This is a genomic window from Chryseobacterium sp. CS2K3, assembly GCF_059515185.1.
In genome coordinates this window covers 148,941-174,853 of sequence record NZ_JCAKRW010000003.1, presented here as the reverse complement: position 1 = coordinate 174,853, position 25,913 = coordinate 148,941, and the positions used below count along the sequence as shown (strand labels likewise).

Here is a 25,913-nt window from a genome sequence, read left to right as displayed (position 1 = left end):
ATGGCTATAATAAAATTTGCAAAAAATATGATTATAAAAACCACTGAAAAAGATATTCTTATTAGTGGAAAAAAAATGATTGAAATCTCCGAATCCAAGTGGTTGGAAGCAACAGAAGAAAAATTAATTTTAAATAGTCCTAAAAAAATAATTTCAAATGGGAACAGGAAATAGCATAGGTGATTATTTACCTGGAAGACCTAGTATTAATCATATTGTTAGCTATAATGAGAACATTATTATAGTCGGCGCAGAAGTACACGACAAAGCTCCAGTTAATAAGCTAATGTTTATGGCGCAAGCAGTAAGGAGAGTCAAAATTTCAAGTATTCAAACTGTAATATACTTTAAACATGGTTATTCTCAGAATATGAAATTGGAATTTGAGAAATCATTAAAGCTTTATAAGAAAAATATAAAGTTAATAGAAGTCTCTAATTTAAATGAGATTATTAACTATATTAATACGGGGTATACAAATGCTTCAAAAAACTATAGAACAAAAGAAGATGAGTATGGTAATATTTATAAAGTAAAAAATTTATATATGTATTCTCATGGAATGCCAAGTAGGATTACCTTTATGCTTGATTGGGATCAGTATAAAACTATCAATAAAATAAACTCTAAAGAAACAGCAGAGGCTAATGAATTAAATCTAAATAATTATTCTCGTTTAGATCCAAATAGCTTCACTCAAAATTCAGAAATATGGTCTTATGCATGTAGAACAGGATTAAGTATTGATAATGATACCGATGTGGAAAAATTCACATGGGGAGAAGATAGAAGCTTAGCACAAAAACTAGCAGATAGATTAGAATCTAAAGTTCATGCGTTTCTTAAAAGAAGTAATTATAGTGCTACATGGGGAAACAAATCAGATAGAATTGATTTAAAAGTTGCTGATAAATTAGAAAAAGTAAATATACATGTCAAAAATGATGATAACTTTAGATCTTATAAAAAAAGTGAAAAAAAAATTGATAGTCTTTACCCATGGCAGCCACAAGGAGCCTATAGAGATGTAATAGCTGGAAGTTCTCCTTATGGTCCCCCTAATTGTATGTGCATATTTCAAAAAGACAAATCCATGATTATTCCTTGTGATACAATGTCATTTCCTAATGGCTGATTAATATTATGAAAAAAAATATAATATCTTTTATTTTATATATTCTTACAGGATTAATAAGTTTCTTGGGATATAGACTCTTATATAACTCTTCTTTTGAATTAGGTAATCTATGCGAAATTAGTACAGATTGCTTCGCTGTGACTCAGAGAACAATTCTTTATGATTGGTTCATCATTTTAACAATGGTATTAATACTATATTTCATAGCAAAGAAAAGAAATATGGGCACTATCATTATTACCACTATTCTTCTGTATAATATTCTGAAAATAGACACTAATATCTCAATACCTTTTTTAATAGTTCTCAATTTCCTTATCATATTATCTACTTACTTTTTATTACAAAATGTATCAAAAAGTTTACTTATATTTAATTCTATAGGTCTATTTCTGCTAGTATTAATTGAGTTTCTTCACATGGGAGAAGTTTTCTACTATAATAAAAAATATGGTTCAATTGAAACATTTTTTGATATTTTCATTATCTCAATATTCATTTTTAGTATACTGTTTTCAGTCATCAAAAGGAAGAAAGTGTTAGTAAATTAAATGAAATTCAATTTTAATAAAAACAAAAAACTTTGTCCAAATGCACAAAGTTTATATAACTATTGTGACTTTATCTTAAGCTCGGAGCTACAGGAAAGAGTATGCAACCTGAAGTCATAAGAACAAAATTTGCTGACTTCAATGCTAATTTTACAACATCACCTACATTACAAATTGGGAACATACCACAATACAGAGAATATGAGAAATAAATTACTACCCTTAAACATTATCACCTTCATTATATTGTATCATATTGTATATGAATTAATTGCTTATAGCTCATTTAATAGAGATAAGGGTCTTACACCATTAGGCTATATTTTTCACAAGTTTGATAGGTTCGAAATTTCTTCATTTTTAATAATACTTATAAGCTTTATTATAAATATGGCTGTAAGTGGTGCTTTATTCTACTATCTTTATAAATGGTACAATAAAATTTCTATTTCTTTATTATTCTTTAGATTACTCTTATTCTTTTCAATTATTAGCACTTTGTTATTATTAATATTATTTTTTCTAGCATATATTACCTCAAGCCCTATTTTCTTCTTATTTATATATTACTATTTCCCTATGCCTATTTTGTTTATTTTAATATTACCACTTTTCAAACTTAACAAGTGGATATTGAGAGATAAAAATTAGAATAGTGATATTAAAGTTTGTGCTTGGAATACTTATATGCGAAATATTTTAGATTTCTGGAGCTACAGGAAAGATGATGCAACCTGAAGTCATAAGAACAAAATTTGCTGACTTCAATGCTAATTTTACAACATCACCTACAATACAAATTGGAAATATTCCGCAATACAAAGAATATGAAAAATAAGCTATTTCTCTTAAATATTATCTCCTTTATTATATTGTATCATATTGTATATGAAATTATTTTTCATTTCTTTAATTATAGTGATAACCCGACTCCTTTAGGCTTTTTAATTTTTCATTTTAAAAATACCTCGAAAGATAGATTAGATCTTTTATTCATAACAATCAGTTTTATTATTAATATTTCACTAAGTCTGTTTTTGTGGAGATATACTTACAAATGGTATGGAAAGGTAGCTTCTACAACATTAACTTTTAGGCTTTTACTTATTTTTTTTGATTATTAGTCTATTATTATTGATCATATTTTTCATATTAATGTATTTTACTAAGGGTTTAATTTTCATTATTCTTTACACGCTCTATTTACCAATGGGTATAATGATAATACTAATGGTTCCTCTTTTTAAATTCAATAAAATGATATTGGGAGATAAAAATTAATTAATCAGAAGAAATCGCAGTTGGAAGAAGTATTTTATATTTATCAACTGTCTGAAAAAAGGTAAGTCTTCAATAATTCCCATAATTTTATCAACTATGCCCAAACTGCAAAAAAATATCTTCAAGGCTGGGTCTGTTATAAAAATGGTATATCTACTCAAAGAAATTTTAATATTATAATGACAAAATATGGTGTTAAAACAATTGAATAAAGTAATAATATTGGTGGTCTTTACTATTACTGTAAATGCCTTCTCTCAATTGAAAATGATTGATATAGAAAATAAAAAAATTTCTATTAATCCAAAAACTCAAAAACAGAATCTTATAAAAATATCTGATGATAACAATTATATCATTTATTATATATTAAATAGAGAAGATTTTCTTTTAAAAAAAGGATTAGGAACAAATGGCGTAGCAAAGGTCATCCTCTTTTCTAAAAAATATAATAAAGGGATACTTGCTAATTTTGAACAGACGGTATTTCATACCAAAACAAATATCTATAATTTCAGTTTGCGTACCGGTTCTCACGATAACTATATGTTTGTTTCTTCAATGGCTATACTAGATAAAGATTTCAATTACGAGTATTTTATAAAATATCATTATATGCCACTACCTCCACCAGAAAATGAAGTTTATAAAGCTTGGATTACCATACAAGACGCTCGAAATTATTGTAATTTAATAGACATTGATCTAAAAGGAAATATTGTTTACAAAAATATAGATACTATTTTAGCCTACATTTCTGAAGTTACTAAAAATAGTACAGACAAAAATTGTAGTCCAGTAATTAACAATAAGGATATGAATGTTTTTTTTCCAAAGAAAATAAGTAAGTAATTCTGATATTTCCTCTTTTTAAATTCAATAAAATGATATTGAGAGATAAAAATTAGAATAGTGATATTAAAATTAGTATTTGGAATACTTACCTGCAAAATATTTTAGATTTCATTATTAAACTTGGTGGTACAGGAAAGATGATGGAACCTGAAATTGTTAGAAACAATATTTACAAACGTTAAAGTTCACTTTAATAAAAACAAAAAACTATTAAGAAGTGAAAGCTGTTTGTGGCAAAAGAAATATTACTTTTTATTATGATAATGGATAAAGTAGTTTTAAACTGCTTAAAAATGTTTACAAACAGAGTTTTTAATCAAAAAAAACTTTAAAGTTTGAATAAAGACAATAAAAACTTATTTTTGCAGACTATAATAATTCACATGTCTACATCGTTACTATTAAAATACTTTCCGGATCTTACAGAAACACAGCTAGAACAGTTCGCAAAACTGGAAACACTGTACAATGAATGGAATGAAAAGATCAACGTGATTTCCAGAAAAGATATGGAATCATTGTATGAAAAACATATTCTTCACTCTTTGGGAATCGCAAAAGTAATGGAATTTGCTCCGGGAACAAAAGTATTGGATATCGGAACGGGAGGAGGTTTTCCGGGAATTCCTTTGGCAATCCTTTTTCCTGAAACACAATTCACCCTGATTGATTCTATTGGAAAGAAAATCAGTGTGGTGCAGGCTGTATCAGAAGGAGTTGGGCTGGAAAATGTGACAGCAATTCACGGAAGAGCAGAAAAACTGAAAGAAAAGTTCCACTTTATCGTTAGTAGAGCAGTAACTCAGATGCCGGAATTCTTAAGATGGCTGAAGGGAAAATTTGAAAAAGAACAGTTTAATCCTAAACATAATGGAATTTTATATTTAAAAGGCGGAGATCTTGCTGAAGAACTTGCCGGACTTAAATGTGAAATTTTTAACTTAAAACACTATTTTGATGGAGAATTTTTTGATACTAAGAAAGTTGTCTATGTATCAAAAGGTAATTTTAATTCCTAATTTACACTGATTAGGGAATAATTTTTGCTAAATGTTTATTAATAATCACAAAATTAAAGGTTATGAAAAAACTTTTAAATATAGGATTGGCAACAGTATTGTTTGGTTTCACGATGATATCTTGTAATGATGATGATTACGAGACCATAGAATCCATTGATAAAATCAAAATAGACAGTGTAAAAATTGTAAATGATACCATGGATGTCTTTGCACTTCAGAGTATAAAAACATATTCCACGTATCCATCTCAGTGTCAGGGTTTTTATGGGTATGATTATATTTATAATAATAATCTTGAGAGAACGGTTACTGCCTACAAATACATTACCAATGGTCCTTGTGCGCAAAACAGCTATACGGGAGCTAATCAGATTAATTTCAGCCCGAGACAGAAAGGAAAATATACTTTCAAATTCTGGAATGGAGGAGATCATTGGATTACCAAAACCATTGTGGTAAAATAATGAAACTGATTAATATATTTTGCTTACTGACTGCCAATCTCATGTTCGGACAGAAAATTTTCTGGCAGGAAGGGCAAAAGCTGGATTGGAGTAATTTTAAAAGTCCGGTTAACAGAAAGAATAATCCTGATGTTGCTGCTTATACAAATTGCGGTTGGGAATATTCCGTAGTGAAATCTTCCAATCCAAAGTCACCGGTAAAGATTGAGATCAAGACCGTTTTTCACGAAGAGAAATCATGGAAGGATGTTAAAAAAATCAACGATTATATTCTTTTACATGAACAGAAACACTTTGATATTACAGAACTTTTTGTAAGGAAATTCAGAAAAGCGATTGATGAAAAGATCAGAAATTCCGGAGATTACGATAAGTTATTTAAATCAATTTATAGCGATATTTCCAATCAATATAAAAACTTTCAGATGTCCTATGACAAAGATACCCGTCATGGGATTGATAAAGAAAAACAGGCAGAGTATAATGCTGCGATTTCCACAGAACTAGAAAACCTTAAAAGCTACCAAGCCCTTTGAAATTCCTCAATAAGATCATCCACGAACTGTTAGCGCAAAACCCGGATCTTTCTGCGTTTAATATTATCCTGCCGGGAAAACGTCCGATTGTGTTTATCAGGCAGATTCTGGAGGAAAATAATTATTCGGGACTGTTACCGAATTTCTTTACGATTGAAGAGCTGATTAATAAAATTGCAGATAGGCAGGTTATTCAGGGAATTCCGTTGTGGCTTTTTTCATTTGATGTATACCGAAGTCTGAATTTAATTCCCAGAGACGATTTCTCAGATTTTTTGAAATGGTTTCCCACCTTACAGAAGGATTGGGATGATATTCTTAAATTTTCTGATAGTGATGTTGCAGTTTTGCAGTATATGTTTGATGAAGAAAGAATCAAAGAGTGGGCTCAGGATCTGGGTGAAGATGATGATGTTCCAAGAAAGAAATTCCTTAATTTTTGGCAAAATATGAATATTTTCCTTCCTGAATTAAAAAGCAGATTGCAGGAAAAGAATTGGGCTACGTCAGGAATGATTCACGAGGCTGCTAAAGCAAGTATCTCTGATTTTGCGAGGAATACCTCGGAACAATTTGTTTTCTGTGGATTTAATGCCTTTACACCGGTTGAAGAAAAGCTGGTGAGAAGTCTTTTACAATGGAATAAGGCGCAATGTTTCTTTCAGGCAGACCGTTATTATTTTAATGATGAAAGGCAGGAAGCAGGAAAGTTTCTCAGAAACCATAAAACATGGAAAGAATTTGATGATAACAGGGTTTTTGAATGGATTGAGGATGATTTTAACCAACCCAAAAAGATTAAGGTCTATGAAGTCTCCGGAAATGTAACGCAAACCAAAGTATTGCCGGAAATTTTTAAGGAAATCAATAATAAAACCTATTCCAATACAGCTGTTGTTCTTTTAGACGAAAATCTCCTGCCTGCAAGTCTTGATGTGATGCATGGCGTAGAAAATCTGAATATTACGATGGGGTTTCCTTTAAAAAACCTCTCTTTTTCCAACGCTGTTAAACGATTGTTTTATTTACAGAAACAACTGGAAAAGAATAAAACATCCTATTACTACAGAGATATATTCCCGATTCTGGAAGAACTTCCGAAGTCTGCTAAAGATGAATTGATTATCAATGAATTTAAGGCGAAAATAGAGGAGAGGAATATTGTTTATATTTCTAAAAAGCTTCTGAATGAACTTTTGAGTGAACTGTCTTATTTCGGGCTTTTGCAGAAAGCTGTAAGCACTAATGCTTATCTGGATATATTGATTTCATTTTGTCATCAGGTAAAGTGGCTGGAAATAGATGATATTCAATATGAAAATGTTTCTCACTTTGAAAATGCTTTCAGGATCATTAAAAACCAGTTAACGCCTTACAGCATTGAGATCAAAATGGAAACGCTGGAGATTTTGATCAATCAGCACATCAACTCCGAGAGTATAGACTTTCAGGGTGAGCCGCTGCGAGGATTGCAGATCATGGGATTGCTGGAAACCCGTTTGCTGAACTTTGAAAACGTAATTCTGCTTTCCGTGAACGAAGGAAAGCTGCCGTTGGGAAATTCACAGAATACTTATATTCCTTTTGATATCCGTAGGTTTTTTGATCTTCATACTTTCCTGGAAAATGACAGTATTTATGCCTATCACTTTTACCGACTAATTCAGGATGCTCAGAATGTTCACTTGTTGTACAATGCATTAAGTTCCGGAGTGAATACAGGAGAGAAAAGCCGTTTCATTACTCAGATTGAAATGGAAAGTTCCCACGAGATCGAGCATCTGATCATTGAGAACTCTTCTGAGCCTATTATGACCCGACCTATTGAAATTTCTAAAACGGAAATTGTAAGAGAACGTCTTCAGAAATGGAAAGGAAAAGTCTCAGCTTCACATCTTACAAGCTACCTTTATAATCCCATAGATTTTTACTTATCAAAGATTTTGAATACTTCGGAAACGGACGAAATCGAAGAAGAATTATCAGTAAAAAATTATGGAAACCTGGTGCATTATTCACTTCAAGAAGTTTATGAAATGCTTAAGGGTAAAGTTTTAAAGGAAAGTGATTTAACGAAATCAATTAAAGCAATAGATCAATATATAAATATAGCGATTGAAAAGCTTAAGCATCAGCCGGAGTTCTACGAAAAAGGAATGAACTATATCCATAAAGCCATTGCAAAAAAGGTAATTGAAAATGTGCTGAATCATGATCTTGAACTGATAAAACAAGGGAATACTTTAGAGATTGTAGATATTGAAAGGAGGTTCGAAAATATAGAATTTTACCTTGATGGAAATGATAAAATTTCTTTCATGGGATTCATTGACAGAATTGATAAGTTGAACGGAACTTTAAGAATCATTGACTATAAAACTGCCAAAATTAAAAACCTGACAGTAAAAATTGATGAAGATAATGTAGCGGAATATTTCCATAACAGTGACCGAAAACAGGCTTTACAACTTTGTATTTATCATTATGTGGTGCAGCATCTTCCCGAGTTTTGGGGATATCCTATTGAAACGGGAATCTGGAGCTTTGCCGATGCCAAAAAAGGAATGGTTTCTCTACAGTTTGACAAAGGAGATATTGATGATGCGATGAAGGCTGTAAAAAACCTTATTCTTGAAATCCTGAATCCTGATGTTAACTTTATAGAAAGCGTAAAGTCGTATTAAATTTAGCAGCAACATAAGACAACCTTAAGAGTTAAAACCTCCCTCATTAAAATCAATTTTCCTTCTATTTCTATGTTTAAGATCTTCTTGAATAGGGAAATAGATGATATTTTTTGTGGATTTTTATGGTATAATTGTATCTTTACTTTAAAATTCTGCACATTCTAAACTGGTTTTCCTTATGAAAAAGCTTCTGATATTTGTAACCATTGTTTTATCTCTTTTTCTCAAATCTCAGCAAGTAAATGACTCTCTCAAGATCAGACTGCAAAATGTTTCTAAGGATACTAAATTTGGATTAGCATTAAGCGGAGGTGGAGCTAAAGGCTTTGCGCATATTGGTATTTTGAAAATGATTGATTCTCTCGGAATTAAGGTAGATTATATTACCGGAACCAGTATGGGAGGGATTTTGGGTGGTTTATATGCTATGGGATATGATGCTGACCAATTAAAGAAAACCATCTATAAAGTAGATTGGAACAGAATTCTGAGTAATAAAATCCCTTATAGCAAAGTTAATATCAGTGAAAAGGATGAATATGATAAATACATTCTTGAGTTTCCTGTAATAAAGGGAGTTCCAACGCTTCCAAGCTCTTATATTGAAGGACAGTATATGGGAGAAGTTCTGAATACACTTACTTTTAATGCCAAACATATTAATGACTTCAGCCAATTAAGAATTCCGGTACAGCTTACTTCTTCGGATATTGAAAACGGAGGATTGATTATGCAGAAAAAAGGCTCTTTGCCATTGGCTATTCGTTCTACACTTGCTATTCCTGCAGCTTTTGCACCTGTTTATATCGACGGAAAGCTATTGGTAGACGGAGGGTTAGACCGTAATTATCCGGCGAATGAGGTGCGTCAGATGGGAGCGGATTTTGTTATTGGAGGTTATACTGGATTCAGACTTTTTACCAAAAAAGAAATTGAAAATCCCATGAAAATGATCTATCAGACCCATGCAATACGCTCTGTAGAAGATTTTAAACATCAGAAAGCATTATCCAATATTCTTGTGGATTTTGTTGACCCGTTGGGAGATATAACCACAAAGGATTTTGCAAGATTTAGAAAAATCATTAAAATTGGTGAAACAGAAGCCAGAAAACACCTTCCTGAATTTGTTGCTTTAGCAGAAGCTCAAAAAAAGCTCGGCATTACATATGAGCATAAAATGATTGAAGAAGTAAAGCTACCTACCACAAAATTTACCTTTAATGAAGAGGATGGAACACCGCTTACAGATGACGTTGAAGTTTCTGTAATCAAAAGAGAATTGGGACTTACAGAAGGGAAGTATTATGATGTGAAAACAGTAAATGAAGCGATAGACAGAGTATTCGGGATGCGACAATATGAAAAGGTATATTATACGTATACCAATGCTGGAGATGGACTTATCATGAATATTTTCGTTAAAAAAGCAAAGAAAGGAGCATTCAAACTGGCGCTTCATTATGATACGGAACAGTCTGTAGGGATCATTGTGAATTATACTTACAGAAATATTCTTGCTAACAGATCGAGGTTTTTGGCTACAATTGATATTTCAGAGCGTTTCAAAGCCAGATTGGCATATCAGCGTTTTTTGGGAAGCGGCGATCACTGGTGGGTAGATCTTGAAGCAAAAATGGTTCATCTTAAAAGTAATGATTTGACTTTTAGAGTGTTTAGTTATGAGGGTGGTGACTACAATACCAATTTTCCCAATCACATTTATAGGAATATAACGGGCAAAATTGCACTGAACTATAATATCAATCCCAATGCTTTTATTTCTGTCGGAACCGAATTCAGTACAGAAAGAATGTACAGCTTACTGGATAAAGTGGATCAGTCTAAAGTGGATAATTACAGTAAAAAACTTTATAATCACAGTAATTTTAACACATTCATTAAGTTTGAACAGAATAACCTCAATAAGAGATACTTCTTTACCAAAGGGAATCATTTACAGGTAAGTACGAGATTTTACTATGGTGACCAATATCAACTGTATGATCTTGAAACGGTACAACCTCAGTTATATCCTATTTTAAACCCTAAAGATTCTTATTATTCTTTACCTGAAAATCTGGTATCCTTTACTGTGAATGAAAATTTTGCCTATCCGATTACAAGAAGGCTTGCTGTAAAGGCTAATCTTTTTCTGGGGACAAGCTTTGGTCCGAAAAGGGAGGATACCGTTCCTTATCTTTTCCTGAATCAAAAGTATAATCTGGGAGGAAGCGAGTACAATTATGATGTATTAAACCCTGAATTTAACGGGCTTCGTCAAAAAGAACTTCCCATGAATTCCGTTGCAAAAGCAGGAATCTCACTTCAGTACAGAATCATGAAAAAGCTTTACATAACACCATCTTTCAGCTATGGGAAAGTAAGTGAAGAGTTTTCACCTTTTAATGATAGTTTTGAAATGTTTGGATATGGAGTGAATTTAGGGTATGAATCTTTGCTGGGTCCTATTAATCTTAATATTTCCAGAAACAATCAGCTTGATTTTTCAAGGATCTATTTCAGTATAGGATTTAAGTTTTAGTAAGCTCCAGCCTCCTTTTTCCTAACTTAAACATAAAAAAGCACTCCATTGCTGAAGTGCCAAAATTAACTTGAAATGATATTTATAAAAAGGATTGATGTTACAGCTTTACTTTTTTATTAATTGCTTTTCTATTTGAAAGCGTCATTTGTACAATATAAACTCCAGGCTCCAGAACTTTTGATTCAAATTGAGTTTTGTTGATCTCTTGTTGTAAAATCAGGGCTCCAGAAATACTGTAAATACTTATATTTTTAATGTCACCGTTAGATCTTGCTTTAATTTGTTTGTTTTGAGCATAGATATCTGTACTATTTTCCAAATTTTGCCCTCCAATGGCTTTGGTAAACTGTAGGTTATAATAAGAAGTTACTATTTCAAATGTATATTTCTGAGAATCCAGCCCTTGCAGATCTATCCCATTATTTTCTTTGTACTGAACTTTAGAAATGCTTTTAATCAAATTCTTATTTTCGTCAAAAATGTTTACAGCGGAAAGCTCCTCCTGATCAATTTTTAATTTTAAAAGAGTAGTATTTTCAGATTGTATGATCTCGTTTTCAGCAACTTCTTTCGGTGTGCTTTTTACAAACGGAATCATCTTGTTTTCATTGTTTTCCGATACCTTTAACAGATATACACCGTCTTTTAAAGAGGTCAGAGTGTTTTCTCTCACTAATCTGGCGGTAGATTTTTCCTGGTTGAAATCAGTTATTTCAAGCAATTGCATCTTGCCGAGATCAGGTTTAATCTGTGAAGAAAAGAGTGGGGTAGATTCCTGTAAAGATGAGTCTGAAGCCTGTCTTCCAAAAACAGATCCCAATGCAGCCCATTGATTAAAGAATCCTCCGCTTCTCAGTGTATTGAATTTAGCATTAGAAGCAAGAACAAATGGCAAAGCTCCACCTACGTGACCAATAGGTCCCCAATAAAAGGAATCTAATTTATATTTGTTTAAATCCCACCATGCATAATAACCACGCTGTACATCAATGGTTTTAGATGTATTTTCCGGCGGAATGGCAAGATCAATCGTAGAATGTCCTAAAGTCATTGGAGTTTTATTATACCAATCATAGACATCTTTAGGCTTCAGACATTGTCTGAATTTATGATTGGGATTGTTGGTTACCTCATTGATAAAATTAGTTGTGAAAAGCTTTCGCCACAGGACTGGTCCCCACAGAAGACCTCCGTTATCCTGAACAACATGATAATTGTATTTTTCAAGATATTCTGAGGAAATAACTTCTGAAATATTATTGGTATAAGTTTTATAACCTGTATTGTTGCAGCTATGAAGAACATTGGCTAAAAATGAACTAAAAGGGTAAATATCTTTTTCTAATACACCCTTTTTTAAAGTTGTTTCTGACATGTCATAAGGACCGTCTCCCATGTAGGCGTATTTAAAGTTTAAGTTGTTGGGATTAGAAACACTTAATCTTTTTAAAGTAGACATTGCAGCGTGTGCTCCCTGGGAATATCCGGTAAGGAAATACTCATCGTAGCGTTTTACGCCCTGCTGAGCCAGAACTTTATTGGCTGCTGTTACAAAATCAATGGTAGCACCAGCTTCGGTAGCATAATCTACATACGGATGCACGCCTTCTCCGTCTCCCATACCTACATAATCCGGAGCCATCAAAATATAACCATTGAGTACATAGGAAAGCTCAAGAGCAAATCCGATGGTTAAAATTCCTTTCAGGTTAGAAGGTACATTGTGTCTGCTGTCTGTAGTTCCGTGATCTGATACAACCGTGGAAAGTTTCATGTTGACATTTGGATACATAAGAAGTCCTGTAGCTTTTACAAGAACATCTTTTTCATTCTTTGTGTAGTAGGTAATTTTGTACCCTTTTAGCCCCAGATTGAAATTATTGAGGTAGCTTACAAAATCAGGATTGTTTTCATCCCCCAGACTATTGGAGATCAGTTGAATGACTCCTTGCGGTGTTAAATTAAGCTTTTGTTCTACACTTACAAGATCGCCGGCTTGCTGGGCAAAATAGACAGGTGCTGCAAGTCCTAATAAAAAAGTCGTGATTTTTTTCATATTTCAATGGTTTTTTGTGATCTTAAGGTAGGAACTTTAATGAATTTTCAAAAACTTTATGATATTAATAATTATTCATTGAATATAAATTCTCTTGAAAGTGAGTAAAATAAAAGAGTCTGATCTAAAGACCAGACTCTCTCAATATATTTTACTTTAAATTAAAAAGCGTTGATTCCCGTAATATCTAAACCGGTGATTAACAAGTGTACGTCATGAGTTCCTTCATATGTGATTACAGACTCCAGGTTTGCTGCGTGTCTCATCATCGGGAATTCACCCATGATTCCCATACCACCAAGGATCTGTCTTGATTCTCTTGCAATATCAATCGCCATTTTCACGTTGTTACGTTTTGCCATTGAAATCTGTGCAGGAGTTGCCTTATGATCATTTTTAAGGTTTCCTAACTGAAGACATAATAACTGAGCTTTTGTAATTTCCGTTAAGAATTCAGCCAGTTTTTTCTGTTGAAGCTGGTAAGAACCGATTGGTTTTCCAAACTGTTTTCTTTCTTTAGAATACTGAACAGCTGTACAATAGCAGTCGATAGCAGCACCTATTACCCCCCAGGAAATACCATATCTGGCAGAGTTCAGACAAGATAAAGGTCCTTTCAATCCTGTAACTCCCGGAAGTAGGTTTTCTTTCGGTACTTTTACATCATTGAATACCAATTCCCCTGTTTTAGAAGCTCTTAAGCTCCATTTATTATGTGTTTCCGGAGTAGTGAAGCCTTCCATTCCTCTTTCTACGATTAATCCCTGTACTTTACCTTCTTCATTTTTTGCCCATACTACTGCAATATCGCAAAGCGGAGAGTTGGTGATCCACATTTTAGCCCCATTTAAAAGGTAATGATCACCCATATCTTTAAAATAGGTTTCCATAGAACCCGGATCAGAACCATGATTAGGCTCAGTTAATCCAAAAGAACCAATCATTTCTCCTGCTGCAAGCTTTGGAAGATATTTCTTTTTCTGCTCCTCAGAACCGAATTCATTAATAGGAAACATTACCAGAGAACTTTGTACTGAAGCAGCAGAACGTACTGCAGAATCTCCTCTTTCCAGCTCCTGCATGATAAGACCGTAAGAAATCTGATCTAATCCGGAACCGCCATACTCAACAGGAATATACGGACCTAAAGCCCCGATTTTTCCTAATTCTCTCATTAAACCCGGTAGATCTGTATGATTTTGGGCTGCCTGATCAATCTGCGGCATTACAAAACTTTCCACCCAATCTCTTACAGATTGACGGATCAGTTTGTGTTCTTCAGTAAGTAAAGCATCAATTCCATAGTAATCAGGAATGCTTGTAAGAGGATAATATGACATGATTTTTTGATTTTGTTAAAAATAACATTTTTCGTGGTGTTTGAGAAATTTTTTTGAAAACTTATCTAAATGCTGGTTTTCAAACAGATAATGTAGAATTTTCCTGTTTAAGGGATAAATTTCATATTTTAAGTCTCCTCATCATTGGAGATTGGGTACTGATTGGTCGCATTATGTACTTTAGACTTGAACTTATACAGGTACGGAGCTTTGTTTGCAGAACCATCATATAATTTTTCCAATCGGTCCAGAATGTTAAGACTTAATATTTTTCGCTGGAAGTTATTTCTTCTGAATTTTTGCCCTAAAATGGTTTCATAAAGTGCCTGAAGATCCTTCATAGTAAATTTTTCAGGAAGAAGATTACTGGCTGCCACTTCGGTATTGATATTCATTCTCAGGTATTCCAGCCCCGTTTCTATGATTCTGTCGTGATCGAATGCCATTTTCGGTAATTTGCTCACTTCAAACCATTCGCAGCTTTCATTAAAGGCATCAGGAAATGTATTCGCCATGGAGAAGTCAATAAGGCTGCAATATCCTACCGTAATAAACCTTTGAAAGATCCAGTGATCCTCAGGAACTTCAATGCCTTTATTTCTGAGAAGAATTTGGTGAACATTATTTTCTGTGCGGTCAATCCTTCCAAACGTATGGAACTGTTTTAAAAACAGATCTTTAAGCTGTGTTCTTTCATAGAGCACTCTTTCCGCTGCTTCGCGAAGATCCTCATCATTGAAAACAAAACCTCCCGGAAGTGACCATAAATCCAGATCATGATACTTTAATAAAAGAACTTTCAGAATATTGTTATGAAAGCCGAATATAGTACAGTCTACAGAGATATGGGCAACGAAATCCTTTGTGTCAATTAATTCCCGGAGTGTTTCTTTGCTTTTTGTGTCTTTGATTTTCATGGTTGTAAAAATAAAACTATTTTCTATATTTTCTTTTTGAGACGTTAAAATACATTAAACTGATTACAAAAAGAAGACTTACAGAAAATAAAATATATAATGGATAAAAGTTTAATAATTGTTTTCCAAAGAGTATCGCCATAATAATTGAGCTTACAGAGCTTCCCAATGAAGAAAAAATAACAATAAGAGAAGTGAACAGATTTACTTTCTCTTTTTCTACCTGCGCAATCATTCTTGAATTGATAACAGGGTAGAGTGGTGAAAGAAACAGACCTACCACAGGAAAAAGGAAAAGAATAAGTCTGGAATCTTCCGAATCAAAATATTGAACCCCCAAAATAATCAGCAATAGAGCAATGATCAAAGAGATACAGGTGATGTAATACTTTGAAAGCTCAAACCTGCGGATGATATTTGCTGTAACAGTTCTTCCCGCATATGAAAAAATGGAAAGAAAAGAGGTCGACTGAAGTGCAAAGAATGAATTAACATTCAAGTGGTTTTTATAAAAAGACGGAAGCCAGGAGTTGAAACCCTGTTCCACAAATACAATAAAAAATACAACTGTCAGAAAAAAGGCTATTGACGGTGTTGTAAAACCCGATAGTTCCGAAAATACATTTTTGCTTTCCAAAGGTTTAGATTCCGAAATTGGTGCTTTTGAAAGTAGGAATATGGTAACCGCAGATAAAACGGCAATCATGAGAAATCCAAATTTCCAGAATTCGGAATATTGGCTGGAGATCAGCCATCCAAACCCTGTATTCACTACAAAAATTCCTATCATGAAGGACGCTTCTACACTGTTCATTGTTTTGGCAAGCGATTTTTCATCCGAAATATTATTCCTTATGATCCCGAATACACATATTTTTCCAATCCCGAAACAAGCTCCGATGATGGCAAACCACAATTTATAAAACCAGAAATCTGCAATAAAAGGAAGAAGACATGAACAGAATCCTACAATAGATAATGCTAAGATCAAAGCTTTCTTTGAACCTGTTTTATTAATGAAACCTACCGCAAAAAGTGAGATGAATGCAATGGGAAGATCTTTAAAGGACTCCAGAAATCCCAGTTCTCCATACGTGATATTGTCGTCTGCAAGCTGAAGGATAATAAGTCCCATACAGTTCAATACCATTGAAAAAATAAGAAAGGTCAATTTTAGCGGAAGAGAAATTTTTGAAAGCTTAGCGGTCATTTTCGGGGTTGACTTTATTGAATTTTTATAAGTTTTTATGAATTATCGGTGCGAAGATATGGCTTTTAACCCTCAGAAATAAACGAAATATTAAAATATTTATTAATCTAATGTTAATTAATTGAAAAAAAATATATTTTTATTGTCTCAATTTGAGAATTAAAACAATGACTGTATATGAACATAAGAATACCAACAAGCTTGGGAGTAATAGCCGCCCTTTATTTCACGGCTAATTTCAATGCCCAGACAAAGAAAGATACACTTTCTAAAGAAAACAAGATTGACGAGATTGTAGTGATCGGGTACGGGACTCAGAAAAAGAGTAATGTAACCGGAGCTATCGCAAGTATTAAATCCAGTGATATAGAGAATATACCGGCGGGGAAACCGGAACAGGTATTGCAGGGGAGAGCTGCGGGGGTTTCTGTAGTCACGAATTCCGGGCAGCCAGGTGCCGCTGCAACAGTTCGTGTGAGGGGAATTACCAGTTTCGGTGCAGGAAGCAACAGCCCTTTGTGGGTAGTGGATGGTATTGTGGTAGATAATATCGGATGGCTTAATCAATCTGATATTGAAAGTATCGAGGTACTGAAAGATGGAGCTTCATCTGCAATCTATGGTGTTTCTGCTGCAAAAGGTGTAATTCTGGTTACCACGAAAAAAGGAAAAAAAGGGAAGCTTACTCTTTCTTATAACGGCTTTTATGGTTTCTCAAATACAGCGAAAAAGCTAGATCTTTTAGATGCTAGTCAATACGCAAAGATTATCAATGAAGGATTTACGAATGACGGAAAGGCTCCTAAATTTGCTAATCCTGATTCATTCGGAAAAGGAACCAATTGGCAGAATACTATTTTCGGAACAGGTGAAAAATCTTCGCATGAGGTAAGTATTACCGGAGGAAATGAAAAATCAAGCTACTATACCTCATTTGGTTATTTTGATCAGACAGGTATCGTAATGACTGATATGTCATATTATAAAAGAATTAATGCCAGATTCAACTCTACCCATAAGGTAACAGATTATCTGACATTAGGACAAACTTTTGCTTATACACATACAAAATCTCAGGGAGTAAGTGCCAATGAAGAATTTGGAGGACCTCTTGCTTCTGCGGTTAATCTTGATCCGATCACTCCAGAGGTGGTGACAGATTGGTCAATGGTAGATCCAAGTGGTTACACTAACCCTTATATCATTCGCGATCCTTATGGTAATCCTTATGGAATTTCCCGTTATGTAAACAACGAAATGACCAATCCGAGAGCTTTCCGTGAAATTCAGAGAGGGAACTACAGCTGGTCTGATGATTTTGTAGGAAACGTGTTTGCAGAGCTTAAGTTTCTTGAACATTTTACATTCAAAACAAGTCTGAACGGTAAAAAATCTTATTGGGGAAGCCGTTCTTTTACCCCGAAATATTATTTAAGTCCTAACTTCAGCAATACAGGTTTCAACAGCCTAAACAAAGTAGACGAAAATAAGTTCGAATGGAGCATGGAAAATACGCTGACTTATCAGAATAAGTTTGGAAACCATAGCATAAACATCATGGTAGGTCAGGGAGTATACCGATATAATATATCAGGAGGAACAAGTCTCACATACAGTAATCTTCCTATTGACCATTGGTATGATGCATCTTTCAATTTTGATATTCCTCAGGATGATATTACTGCAAAAGGCTGGGACGGAATTCAGACCCGTAAAGCGTCCTATTTTGGTAGAATTATTTACGATTATGCAGATAAATATTTGTTTACAGGAACAATTCGTAGAGATGGTTCGTCGAAATTCGCTACCAATCAGCATTGGGGAACTTTCCCGTCTATGTCCTTAGGATGGAATGTTCATAAAGAAGACTTCTGGGTGGACAATAAAGTTGTCAATAGCTTAAAGCTGAGAGGAGGCTACGGTGTTTTAGGAAATGATGAAATGGAAAACTTCAGGTTTGCGAATTTTATGGTTTCAGGAAGTAACTATACGAACTCCGGGAATAATATCATCATTGGTTATGCTCCGAGTACATTAGCAAATCCACACCTGAAATGGGAACAGACCAGCCAGTTGAATATTGCCGCTGATTTTAAATTGTTCAACAATTTCACATTTACCGCAGACTGGTACAAAAAGAAAACAACGGATATTTTAAGACAGATCAATATTCCGGGATATGTAGGAATGCCGAATTTGCCTTGGTCCAACGTAGGAGATATGGAAAACTCCGGTTTGGAACTAGAATTAGGTTACAAAAAGAACTGGAACGACTTCAGTATATCGGTAAACGGGAACTTTGCCACGATCAAGAACAAGGTTTTACGATTAGAAGATGATATCGATTATTTCAATCTGGCTTCTTTCCAGACTATGGGTCCTATCTCAAGAGTGGCGGTGGGACAACCTTACGGATCATTCTATGGACAGACGTATAGCGGTGTTTTCCAGAATCAGGCACAGATTGACAGCTATGTAAATGCAAATGGAGACAGATTGTTACCTAATGCAAGACCGGGAGATTTTATCTGGCAGGACAATAATGGTGACGGTAAAATTGATGAGGAAGATAAAGTAAACCTAGGAAACTCTATTCCCAAGTATACTTTCGGACTTACTGTAAATTTAAATTACAAGAACTTCGATTTTATGGTGTTTGCACAAGGGCAGGCAGGAAATAAAATATTCCAGGGGTTAAGAAGACTGGATTTACTTGATGCGAATTATCAGACAAAAATTCTCGACAGATGGACAGGTGAAGGTTCTACCAATGAAAATCCAAGAGTGACAAGAAATGACCCTAACCATAATTATTCCTGGATGTCCAGCTACTACCTTCAGAAGGGAGATTATATACGTGTAAAGCTTATTCAGCTAGGATATACACTTCCTAAAGATGTGACGAGCCGTTTTGGGATGAGCAAAGTGAGACTGTATATTACAGGAGAAAACCTATTCACTTTCACGAAATACACAGGTTATGATCCTGAAATTGCAGGAAGAAACAATTCCGAACAGGATATTGTAGGAGTTGACAGAGCTTACTATCCACAGGCAAGAACATTCCTGCTTGGTGCCAATATTCAATTTTAAAACGTAATAACATGAAAAATAAAAGATTTATATATAAAGGACTTGCTGTTACATTATTGGCAGGTTTAAGTTTGGGTAATGTAGCATGTAGTGGTTCTTATCTTGATGAGGTAGAAAATTCCGGAGCCTTTAAAACAGAGGATTATTTTAAAAATCAGCAACAATCATTCAGTGCGTTGGTTTCTGTATATGATGTGTTAAGAAAATATTCAGGAGGTTTTGAGAATACCGTTACTTTTTTCAATGCAGGATCTGATGATTTCTATTCAGGAGGCGGACATTCTAATGATGGAGCAGGTATTCAGGGAATTAATAATTATTCATTGAATCCTAATACTATGCCCGCAAGTTACTGGAGAGATTATTATCAGGGAATAGCACGTGCCACTCTTTTAATAGAAAGAGTTCCGGGAGCTTCTATGGATGAAAACCTTAAAAAAAGATACATTGCGGAAGCAAAAGTTTTGCGTTCATTGTATTATTTTGAACTTGTAAGAATGTTTGGGAATATTCCTTTAGTTCTTAAGACAATAAAATATGATGATGATTACTGGAATATACCACAGGCAAAGCGAAGCGAAGTATATGCACAGATAGAAAGTGATATCAATGCAGCGATTCCTGATCTGATGCTGGTAGCAACGGGGAATGATAAAGGAAGAATTACTCAGGGAACAGCGAGGGCGATTTTAGGTAAAATCTATCTTTATGATAAGAAAATGCCTGAAGCAGCGGCTCAGTTTGCAGAAGTAAACGGGACACCAGGTGAAGCCAGCCAATATGGATATAAACTTGTTGAAAAGTATGAAGACCTATTCAAAGTAGGACCGGAAACGAGCGATCCTTATAAATTCTCAACAGAATCTATCCTTGAAGTAATGCACACCAACAAAGGAAATTCCGACTGGGGATTCTGGGGACAGGGTAAAGATGAAGGAAATTCTATCAACGCCATGCTGGGACCACGTTCTTATACTTTAGTTAAAAGTTTTCCTGACAATGATGCACCAGACCTTTATGCAGGGTGGGCATTTAATACCGTAACAGAAGATCTTGTTAATTTCATGCAGGGAGATCCAAGATTAAAAACAACTGTTTTCAATGCTAGACAATTTGAAACAGAAGGTAAAATTACTTATAGCCCTGCATTTGCAGACACAGGTTATTTCCTGAATAAATATTTACCCACAAACGACCTAAAAAGTTCACTTCCCGGACCAACTGAACTGAATTTCAGACAAAACTACGTTGCCATAAGACTTGCCGATACTTATCTGATGGAAGCTGAAGCTTTAGGAGCAGCAGGAGGAAGAGCCCAGGCATTACTGGATGCTGTAAGAAAAAGAGTAGGTTTATCTCCGGTACCGGTTTCTTTACAAGCGATCAAAGATGAACGAAGAAGAGAACTGGCTGGTGAAGGGCACCGTTGGTTCGACCTTGTGAGATGGGGTGATGCCCCTTCAAAACTTGCATTTAAAGGATTTAAAGCTAATAAAAACGAGATTCTGCCAATTCCTTACAACGAATTGCCGAATACCGCTATGCATCAAAATCCTGGATATTAAATATGGAGTTTCACAACTTATATAGTTTCTTTAAAGGTACTGCACTGCTATGCGGTGTAGTACTTTTTCCTTTATCATGTACATCCGTTGTTCAGAGTAAAGATCATGAAGTTCAGTACTGGCTGACAAAAGGAGATGAAAGTGTAAAATTACAACAACAGACCTCTATCAGATTTGTAAATACAACCAATAGCTTTCAGAATATTGAAATTGATGACACTCAAAAGTTTCAATATATTGATGGCTTTGGTTATACATTGACGGGAGGAAGTGTTGAGGTAATCAATCGTCTGTCATCTTCCAATAGGAAAGCATTATTGAATGAACTTTTTGGAAACAATAAAAATTCTGTTTCAATCAGTTACCTGAGACTGAGCATTGGAGCATCAGACCTTGATGGGGAAGTTTTTTCTTATGACGATCTTCCGGAAGGACAGACCGATGCTTCACTTTCAAAATTCAGTTTAGAAAAGGATAAAGCACTCATTGCAATGCTGAAAGATATTTTAGCAATAAATCCTGACATTAAAATCATTGCAGCTCCCTGGTCGCCACCAGTCTGGATGAAAGATAACGGAAAATCAAAAGGAGGAAGCCTGAAACCTGAATTTTACAGTACTTACGCAGATTATTTTGTAAAATATATTCAGGGAATGAAGAAAGAAGGAATCACCATTGATGCTGTGACTCCCCAGAATGAACCATTACACCCCGGAAATAATCCGAGTTTGTATATGCCGTCCGATCAGCAGAGAGATTTTATCAAAGGGTATTTAGGTCCTGTTTTTAAAAACAATAATCTTAAAACCAGAATCGTCGTGTACGACCACAATTGCAATAAACCCGAATATGCTCTTGATATCCTGAAAGATCCTCAAGCTTACCAATATATTGATGGTTCAGCGTTTCATCTGTATGAAGGGGATATTTCCGCATTAAGTACAGTTCACAATGCCTTTCCTGATAAAAATCTTTATTTTACTGAACAGTGGACAGGTTCTAAAGGAACTTTCAATGAAGATCTGAACTGGCATATGAAAAATGTGATCATCGGTTCCATGAGAAACTGGAGCAAAACTGCTTTAGAATGGAACCTTGCTAATGATCTGAAGTATGGTCCCCACACAGATGGAGGCTGCACAGAATGCAAAGGAGCCATTACAGTTTCAGATAGTGGAGATTTTACAAGAAATGTAGCCTATTATATTATAGCTCATGCATCTAAGTTTATTCCAACAGGTTCACAGCGTATTGCTTCAACACAAACAAAATATTTATCAACGGCAGCTTTTAAGACGCCAGCAGGAAAAACAGTGTTGATTGTTCAGAACGATCATAAGGATGTTGAAAATTTTAATATTAAATTTGCCGGGAAAACAGCTGTAATAAGCATTCCTGGGAAAGCTGCAGCAACCTATGTTTTTTAGAATGAAAAAAAAATGCAAAATCTAATATCCCTTACTTTAATATGAAGTTTATACGCCGAAATACCATTCGATTTTGTGCAGCTGTCATCGCGTTGTCTGCAGTAAGTTGTATCTCAACCAAAGCGGATTCTGGCAGAAAACTGATCTGGAATGATGAATTTAATGGTAAGGGACTTCCGGATTCTACAAAGTGGAATTATGATACGGGAGGAAGCGGATTCGGAAATGAAGAGTCTCAGTTTTATACAAAAAACAGACTTGAAAATGCCCGCATGGAAAAGGGAAATCTTGTTATTGAAGCCAGAAAAGAAAATTGGGAAGAAAATAAATATACTTCAGCGAGGCTTTTAACCAAAGGGAAATTTTCATTCCAGTACGGAACGGTGGAAGTCCGTGCAAAACTTCCAAAAGGCAGAGGAACATGGCCAGCCATCTGGATGATGAGTGAAAATATGAAAAAATGGCCTGATGATGGTGAACTTGATATTATGGAGCATGTAGGATTCAATCAAGGTTATATCCATGCGTCGGTACATACAAAAAAATATAATCACATTCATGGAACACAAAAAACAGATACGTTGTTTGTAAAAGATGCAAGCGAAAAGTTCCATGTATATAAAGCAGAGTGGAGCCCTGAAAAAATTGATATCTATATTGATGATAAGAAATTTTTCACCTATGAAAATAAGGAAAAAACTGGTGAGGCATGGCCGTTTGACCGTCCTTATTTTATCATTTTAAATCTCGCCATTGGAGGTATGTGGGGTGGAAAAGAAGGTATAGATGACAGCATCTTTCCACAAAAGTATTATATAGACTATGTGCGGGTCTATCAAAATAAATAATGAAAAAGAGGACATCGTAGTCCAAAAACAAAAAAATCATGAGAAAACTAATCGTAAGTTGTTTTGTTATGGGAATTGCCGTAAGTGTCAGTGCCCAGCAGAGTTATTGGAAAAAAAATGCAGGAAAAACAGCTAAAGTGATCCTTACTAATTCTAAGGTAAATGAAAGAATGACGGATAAAGGTTCCGTGAAATTTGAGCAGTTCGGACAGCCAAAAGAAACGGAAGCCTGTATTTTTGTTGCTCCTGATTTTAAATATCAAAAGCTGATAGGGATTGGGGGCGCTATTACAGATGCCTCTGCAGAAACATTCTACAAGATGTCAAAGAACAAGCAAAAAGAAATTCTGGATGCTTATTTTGGAAAAAATGGACTGGGATATACCGTTGTTCGTACCAATATGAACTCCTGCGACTTTTCCAGTGATTCATATACCTACGTGCAGGATAACGATACATCTTTAAAGACATTCAACCTTGCCCACGATGAAAAATATAAGATTCCAATGATCAGGGAAGCTCAGAAAGCTATCGGAAATAATTTTACCTTTTACTTCTCCCCATGGAGTCCCCCAGCTTGGATGAAATCAAACAAAAGCCTTTACAAAGGGGGACGACTTGAAAACCAATATTACCAGACCTGGGCAGACTATTATATTAAATTTATCAAGGAATACGAAAAAAGAGGAATTAATGTTTGGGGATTAACCGTTCAGAATGAGCCGATGGCAACCCAATCATGGGAATCATGTATCTACACCGCAGAGGAAGAAGGAGAGTTCCTGAAGAACAATCTTGGTCCGACACTTTGGAAAAACGGATATAAAGATAAAAAAGTAATGATCTGGGATCACAACAGAGATTTGATCTACCAAAGAGCAACCACTACGCTCAGCGATCCGGAAACTTCAAAATATGCAAGTGGAATAGGGTATCATTGGTATGAAACATGGAATAACAAAACTCAGCTTTTTGACAACCTTGCAGAAACGCATAGAGCTTTTCCGGATAAATTCCTCGCATTTACAGAAGGCTGTAAAGAACAATTTGCGATGGACAGAATCTATGATGTAAGCCTTGGTGAGCTTTATGGTAAGAATATGCTGAATGATTTCAATAAAGGAAATGCCATGTGGACAGACTGGAATATTTTACTGGATGAAACGGGTGGACCCAACCACAAAGGAAACTTCTGCTTTGCCCCGATCATTGCAGACACCAAAACAGGAGAGGTGTTCTATACTTATGAATATTATTATATAGGACATGTTTCAAAATATATCAAACCTAATGCACAAAGAATTGGATCTTCTTCAAACAGAGCTGCTTTAACGTCTTCAGCCTTCATGAATGAAAACGGACAATTGGTAACCGTAATTATGAACGATTCTGATAATGATATTGAAACCAACCTTTGGATCGAAGGGATGGCTGCAAAATTAAATGCTCCTGCCCATTCTATACAGACCGTAATTTTATAACATCATATTAATATTATTTTAAGTGGGATCGGCGGGCTCTAAAGAGCCCGCCGATTATTTTTTGTTTATATATGTTGTTTTCTTACAAAATTTTTTTCTAATTCTTTCGAAATAGGTTTTATCTCAAGTATAATGTTAAAAAAATGACTGTTTTAATGAATGAATAACTTAATAAAGATTGTAAAAAATTAAATTGACTCTGTTTTATTGTGAAAAATATATTGCTATTGTATTTAATTTGAATATTTTATAATTTTATTTTTTTTATTTTGAATGAGTTTTTAATTATATATTAATTTGATTTTCATGATATTGAGTTTTATTTTGTAGTATTTTTATATAGTTTCCGTGAAAATACGGTGTTTGGAATTGTTGTTAAATATTTAAATTAACGATGAAAAAAATAATATTTCAAAACAACAATGAAAAAAAACTATTTCGGTGCATTATTCTTATGCACTTCTTTAGGCGTATCAGCCCAACAAACAGAAGTCTATTTTAAATATGATGAAGCAGGTAATCAAAGGTATCGTGGCTTTAGTGCAAGTGCAAGACAAGAACCTGAATCTTTGGTAAAAACAGGTGACACTAACTCTCTATCTATCATGGATGAAAAAACATTCTGGAAGCAGATCCGTTTATATCCAGTGCCTGTTAATGATGTGCTGACAATTGATTGGACAGATGAAGTAAATGAACTCATAGAATCTGTTTCATTATACCAGCACAGCACGATACATTGGAAATTTCAGCAACAGATCATTCCGGAGCTTAATAAGCAGCTTAAGATCAATATGACAGGCTATGATTGGGGAGTATATGTACTTCGTTTTACTCTAAGGGATGGGCAGATTTTGAGTAAAAACATTACCAAAAGATAATCTTAAAAACACA

18 protein-coding genes are annotated in these 25,913 nt (G+C 34.4%); 14 read left to right on the top strand and 4 right to left on the bottom strand.

Annotated features, from left to right (window positions below; translation table 11 throughout):
• From AC5YGG_RS06115 to AC5YGG_RS06080, 8 genes are all read left to right on the top strand, one after another.
• On the top strand, positions 1-174 hold the full coding sequence (locus tag AC5YGG_RS06115) for a hypothetical protein (protein ID WP_496143595.1): 174 nt from the start codon (positions 1-3) through the stop codon (positions 172-174).
• A complete protein-coding gene (locus tag AC5YGG_RS06110) occupies positions 158-1,135 on the top strand; it encodes a hypothetical protein (protein ID WP_496143593.1) in 978 nt (325 codons plus the stop codon). The genes AC5YGG_RS06115 and AC5YGG_RS06110 overlap by 17 nt, the downstream gene beginning before the upstream one ends.
• Positions 1,136-3,159: 2,024 nt before the next feature.
• Complete coding sequence (locus tag AC5YGG_RS06105; RefSeq protein WP_496143592.1) at positions 3,160-3,822, top strand: hypothetical protein; 663 nt, start codon at positions 3,160-3,162, stop codon at positions 3,820-3,822.
• 386 nt (positions 3,823-4,208) lie between these two features.
• The gene (gene rsmG / locus AC5YGG_RS06100) at positions 4,209-4,844 is read left to right on the top strand and encodes a 16S rRNA (guanine(527)-N(7))-methyltransferase RsmG (RefSeq protein ID WP_496143591.1); all 636 of its coding nucleotides are present in this window, start codon (positions 4,209-4,211) and stop codon (positions 4,842-4,844) included.
• A gap of 62 nt (positions 4,845-4,906) precedes the next feature.
• Entirely contained in the window at positions 4,907-5,311 is a 405-nt protein-coding gene (locus AC5YGG_RS06095) for a hypothetical protein (protein WP_496143590.1), read from the top strand.
• Complete coding sequence (locus AC5YGG_RS06090; protein WP_496143589.1) at positions 5,311-5,847, top strand: DUF922 domain-containing protein; 537 nt, start codon at positions 5,311-5,313, stop codon at positions 5,845-5,847. Before AC5YGG_RS06095 ends, AC5YGG_RS06090 begins: the two co-directional genes overlap by 1 nt.
• A complete protein-coding gene (locus AC5YGG_RS06085) occupies positions 5,844-8,531 on the top strand; it encodes a PD-(D/E)XK nuclease family protein (RefSeq protein WP_496143588.1) in 2,688 nt (895 codons plus the stop codon). Before AC5YGG_RS06090 ends, AC5YGG_RS06085 begins: the two co-directional genes overlap by 4 nt.
• Before the next feature lie 181 nt (positions 8,532-8,712).
• Positions 8,713-11,079: a patatin-like phospholipase family protein gene (locus AC5YGG_RS06080; protein ID WP_496143587.1), complete on the top strand. Its 2,367-nt coding sequence runs from the start codon at positions 8,713-8,715 to the stop codon at positions 11,077-11,079.
• Between the two features lie 100 nt (positions 11,080-11,179).
• On the opposite strand, the gene AC5YGG_RS06075 is transcribed toward AC5YGG_RS06080, so the two are convergent.
• The 4 genes from AC5YGG_RS06075 to AC5YGG_RS06060 all read right to left on the bottom strand — a co-directional run bounded on the left by AC5YGG_RS06075 (position 11,180) and on the right by AC5YGG_RS06060 (position 16,605).
• Positions 11,180-13,138 carry a T9SS type A sorting domain-containing protein gene (locus AC5YGG_RS06075; RefSeq protein ID WP_496143586.1) on the bottom strand — a complete coding sequence of 653 codons (1,959 nt, stop codon included), beginning with the start codon at positions 13,136-13,138 and terminating at the stop codon, positions 11,180-11,182.
• 161 nt (positions 13,139-13,299) lie between these two features.
• Positions 13,300-14,478: an acyl-CoA dehydrogenase family protein gene (locus AC5YGG_RS06070; protein WP_065397571.1), complete on the bottom strand. Its 1,179-nt coding sequence runs from the start codon at positions 14,476-14,478 to the stop codon at positions 13,300-13,302.
• Between the two features lie 128 nt (positions 14,479-14,606).
• On the bottom strand, positions 14,607-15,395 hold the full coding sequence (locus AC5YGG_RS06065; protein WP_496143585.1) for an NUDIX hydrolase: 789 nt from the start codon (positions 15,393-15,395) through the stop codon (positions 14,607-14,609).
• Between the two features lie 16 nt (positions 15,396-15,411).
• Positions 15,412-16,605 carry an MFS transporter gene (locus AC5YGG_RS06060; RefSeq protein WP_496143584.1) on the bottom strand — a complete coding sequence of 398 codons (1,194 nt, stop codon included), beginning with the start codon at positions 16,603-16,605 and terminating at the stop codon, positions 15,412-15,414.
• 177 nt (positions 16,606-16,782) lie between these two features.
• On the opposite strand from AC5YGG_RS06060, the gene AC5YGG_RS06055 reads away from it, so the two are divergent.
• The 6 genes from AC5YGG_RS06055 to AC5YGG_RS06030 all read left to right on the top strand — a co-directional run bounded on the left by AC5YGG_RS06055 (position 16,783) and on the right by AC5YGG_RS06030 (position 25,900).
• Complete coding sequence (locus AC5YGG_RS06055; protein WP_496143583.1) at positions 16,783-19,698, top strand: SusC/RagA family TonB-linked outer membrane protein; 2,916 nt, start codon at positions 16,783-16,785, stop codon at positions 19,696-19,698.
• 11 nt (positions 19,699-19,709) lie between these two features.
• Complete coding sequence (locus tag AC5YGG_RS06050) at positions 19,710-21,263, top strand: RagB/SusD family nutrient uptake outer membrane protein (RefSeq protein WP_496143582.1); 1,554 nt, start codon at positions 19,710-19,712, stop codon at positions 21,261-21,263.
• Between the two features lie 2 nt (positions 21,264-21,265).
• Positions 21,266-22,690 carry a glycoside hydrolase family 30 protein gene (locus tag AC5YGG_RS06045; protein ID WP_496143581.1) on the top strand — a complete coding sequence of 475 codons (1,425 nt, stop codon included), beginning with the start codon at positions 21,266-21,268 and terminating at the stop codon, positions 22,688-22,690.
• Positions 22,691-22,731: 41 nt separating this feature from the next.
• Positions 22,732-23,538, top strand: coding sequence for a glycoside hydrolase family 16 protein (locus tag AC5YGG_RS06040; protein ID WP_496143579.1), 807 nt, complete (start codon positions 22,732-22,734; stop codon positions 23,536-23,538).
• A 38-nt stretch (positions 23,539-23,576) separates the two neighbouring features.
• Positions 23,577-25,019: a glycoside hydrolase family 30 protein gene (locus AC5YGG_RS06035; RefSeq protein ID WP_496143577.1), complete on the top strand. Its 1,443-nt coding sequence runs from the start codon at positions 23,577-23,579 to the stop codon at positions 25,017-25,019.
• A 422-nt stretch (positions 25,020-25,441) separates the two neighbouring features.
• Complete coding sequence (locus tag AC5YGG_RS06030; RefSeq protein WP_496143576.1) at positions 25,442-25,900, top strand: T9SS type A sorting domain-containing protein; 459 nt, start codon at positions 25,442-25,444, stop codon at positions 25,898-25,900.
• The last annotated feature ends 13 nt before the right edge of the window (positions 25,901-25,913 follow it).

What these genes read in the sequence shown, in the direction of transcription:
- AC5YGG_RS06080 (WP_496143587.1), top strand. Translation starts at nt 8,713, where the DNA reads ATGAAAAAGCTTCTGATATTTGTAACCATTGTTTTATCTCTTTTTCTC.
- AC5YGG_RS06045 (WP_496143581.1), top strand. Translation starts at nt 21,266, where the DNA reads ATGGAGTTTCACAACTTATATAGTTTCTTTAAAGGTACTGCACTGCTA.
- AC5YGG_RS06030 (WP_496143576.1), top strand. Translation starts at nt 25,442, where the DNA reads ATGAAAAAAAACTATTTCGGTGCATTATTCTTATGCACTTCTTTAGGC.
- AC5YGG_RS06040 (WP_496143579.1), top strand. Translation starts at nt 22,732, where the DNA reads ATGAAGTTTATACGCCGAAATACCATTCGATTTTGTGCAGCTGTCATC.
- AC5YGG_RS06050 (WP_496143582.1), top strand. Translation starts at nt 19,710, where the DNA reads ATGAAAAATAAAAGATTTATATATAAAGGACTTGCTGTTACATTATTG.
- AC5YGG_RS06065 (WP_496143585.1), bottom strand. Translation starts at nt 15,395, where the DNA reads ATGAAAATCAAAGACACAAAAAGCAAAGAAACACTCCGGGAATTAATT.
- AC5YGG_RS06075 (WP_496143586.1), bottom strand. Translation starts at nt 13,138, where the DNA reads ATGAAAAAAATCACGACTTTTTTATTAGGACTTGCAGCACCTGTCTAT.
- AC5YGG_RS06090 (WP_496143589.1), top strand. Translation starts at nt 5,311, where the DNA reads ATGAAACTGATTAATATATTTTGCTTACTGACTGCCAATCTCATGTTC.
- AC5YGG_RS06110 (WP_496143593.1), top strand. Translation starts at nt 158, where the DNA reads ATGGGAACAGGAAATAGCATAGGTGATTATTTACCTGGAAGACCTAGT.
- AC5YGG_RS06060 (WP_496143584.1), bottom strand. Translation starts at nt 16,605, where the DNA reads ATGACCGCTAAGCTTTCAAAAATTTCTCTTCCGCTAAAATTGACCTTT.
- AC5YGG_RS06070 (WP_065397571.1), bottom strand. Translation starts at nt 14,478, where the DNA reads ATGTCATATTATCCTCTTACAAGCATTCCTGATTACTATGGAATTGAT.
- AC5YGG_RS06115 (WP_496143595.1), top strand. Translation starts at nt 1, where the DNA reads ATGGCTATAATAAAATTTGCAAAAAATATGATTATAAAAACCACTGAA.
- AC5YGG_RS06095 (WP_496143590.1), top strand. Translation starts at nt 4,907, where the DNA reads ATGAAAAAACTTTTAAATATAGGATTGGCAACAGTATTGTTTGGTTTC.
- AC5YGG_RS06055 (WP_496143583.1), top strand. Translation starts at nt 16,783, where the DNA reads ATGAACATAAGAATACCAACAAGCTTGGGAGTAATAGCCGCCCTTTAT.
- rsmG (WP_496143591.1), top strand. Translation starts at nt 4,209, where the DNA reads ATGTCTACATCGTTACTATTAAAATACTTTCCGGATCTTACAGAAACA.
- AC5YGG_RS06035 (WP_496143577.1), top strand. Translation starts at nt 23,577, where the DNA reads ATGAGAAAACTAATCGTAAGTTGTTTTGTTATGGGAATTGCCGTAAGT.
- AC5YGG_RS06105 (WP_496143592.1), top strand. Translation starts at nt 3,160, where the DNA reads ATGGTGTTAAAACAATTGAATAAAGTAATAATATTGGTGGTCTTTACT.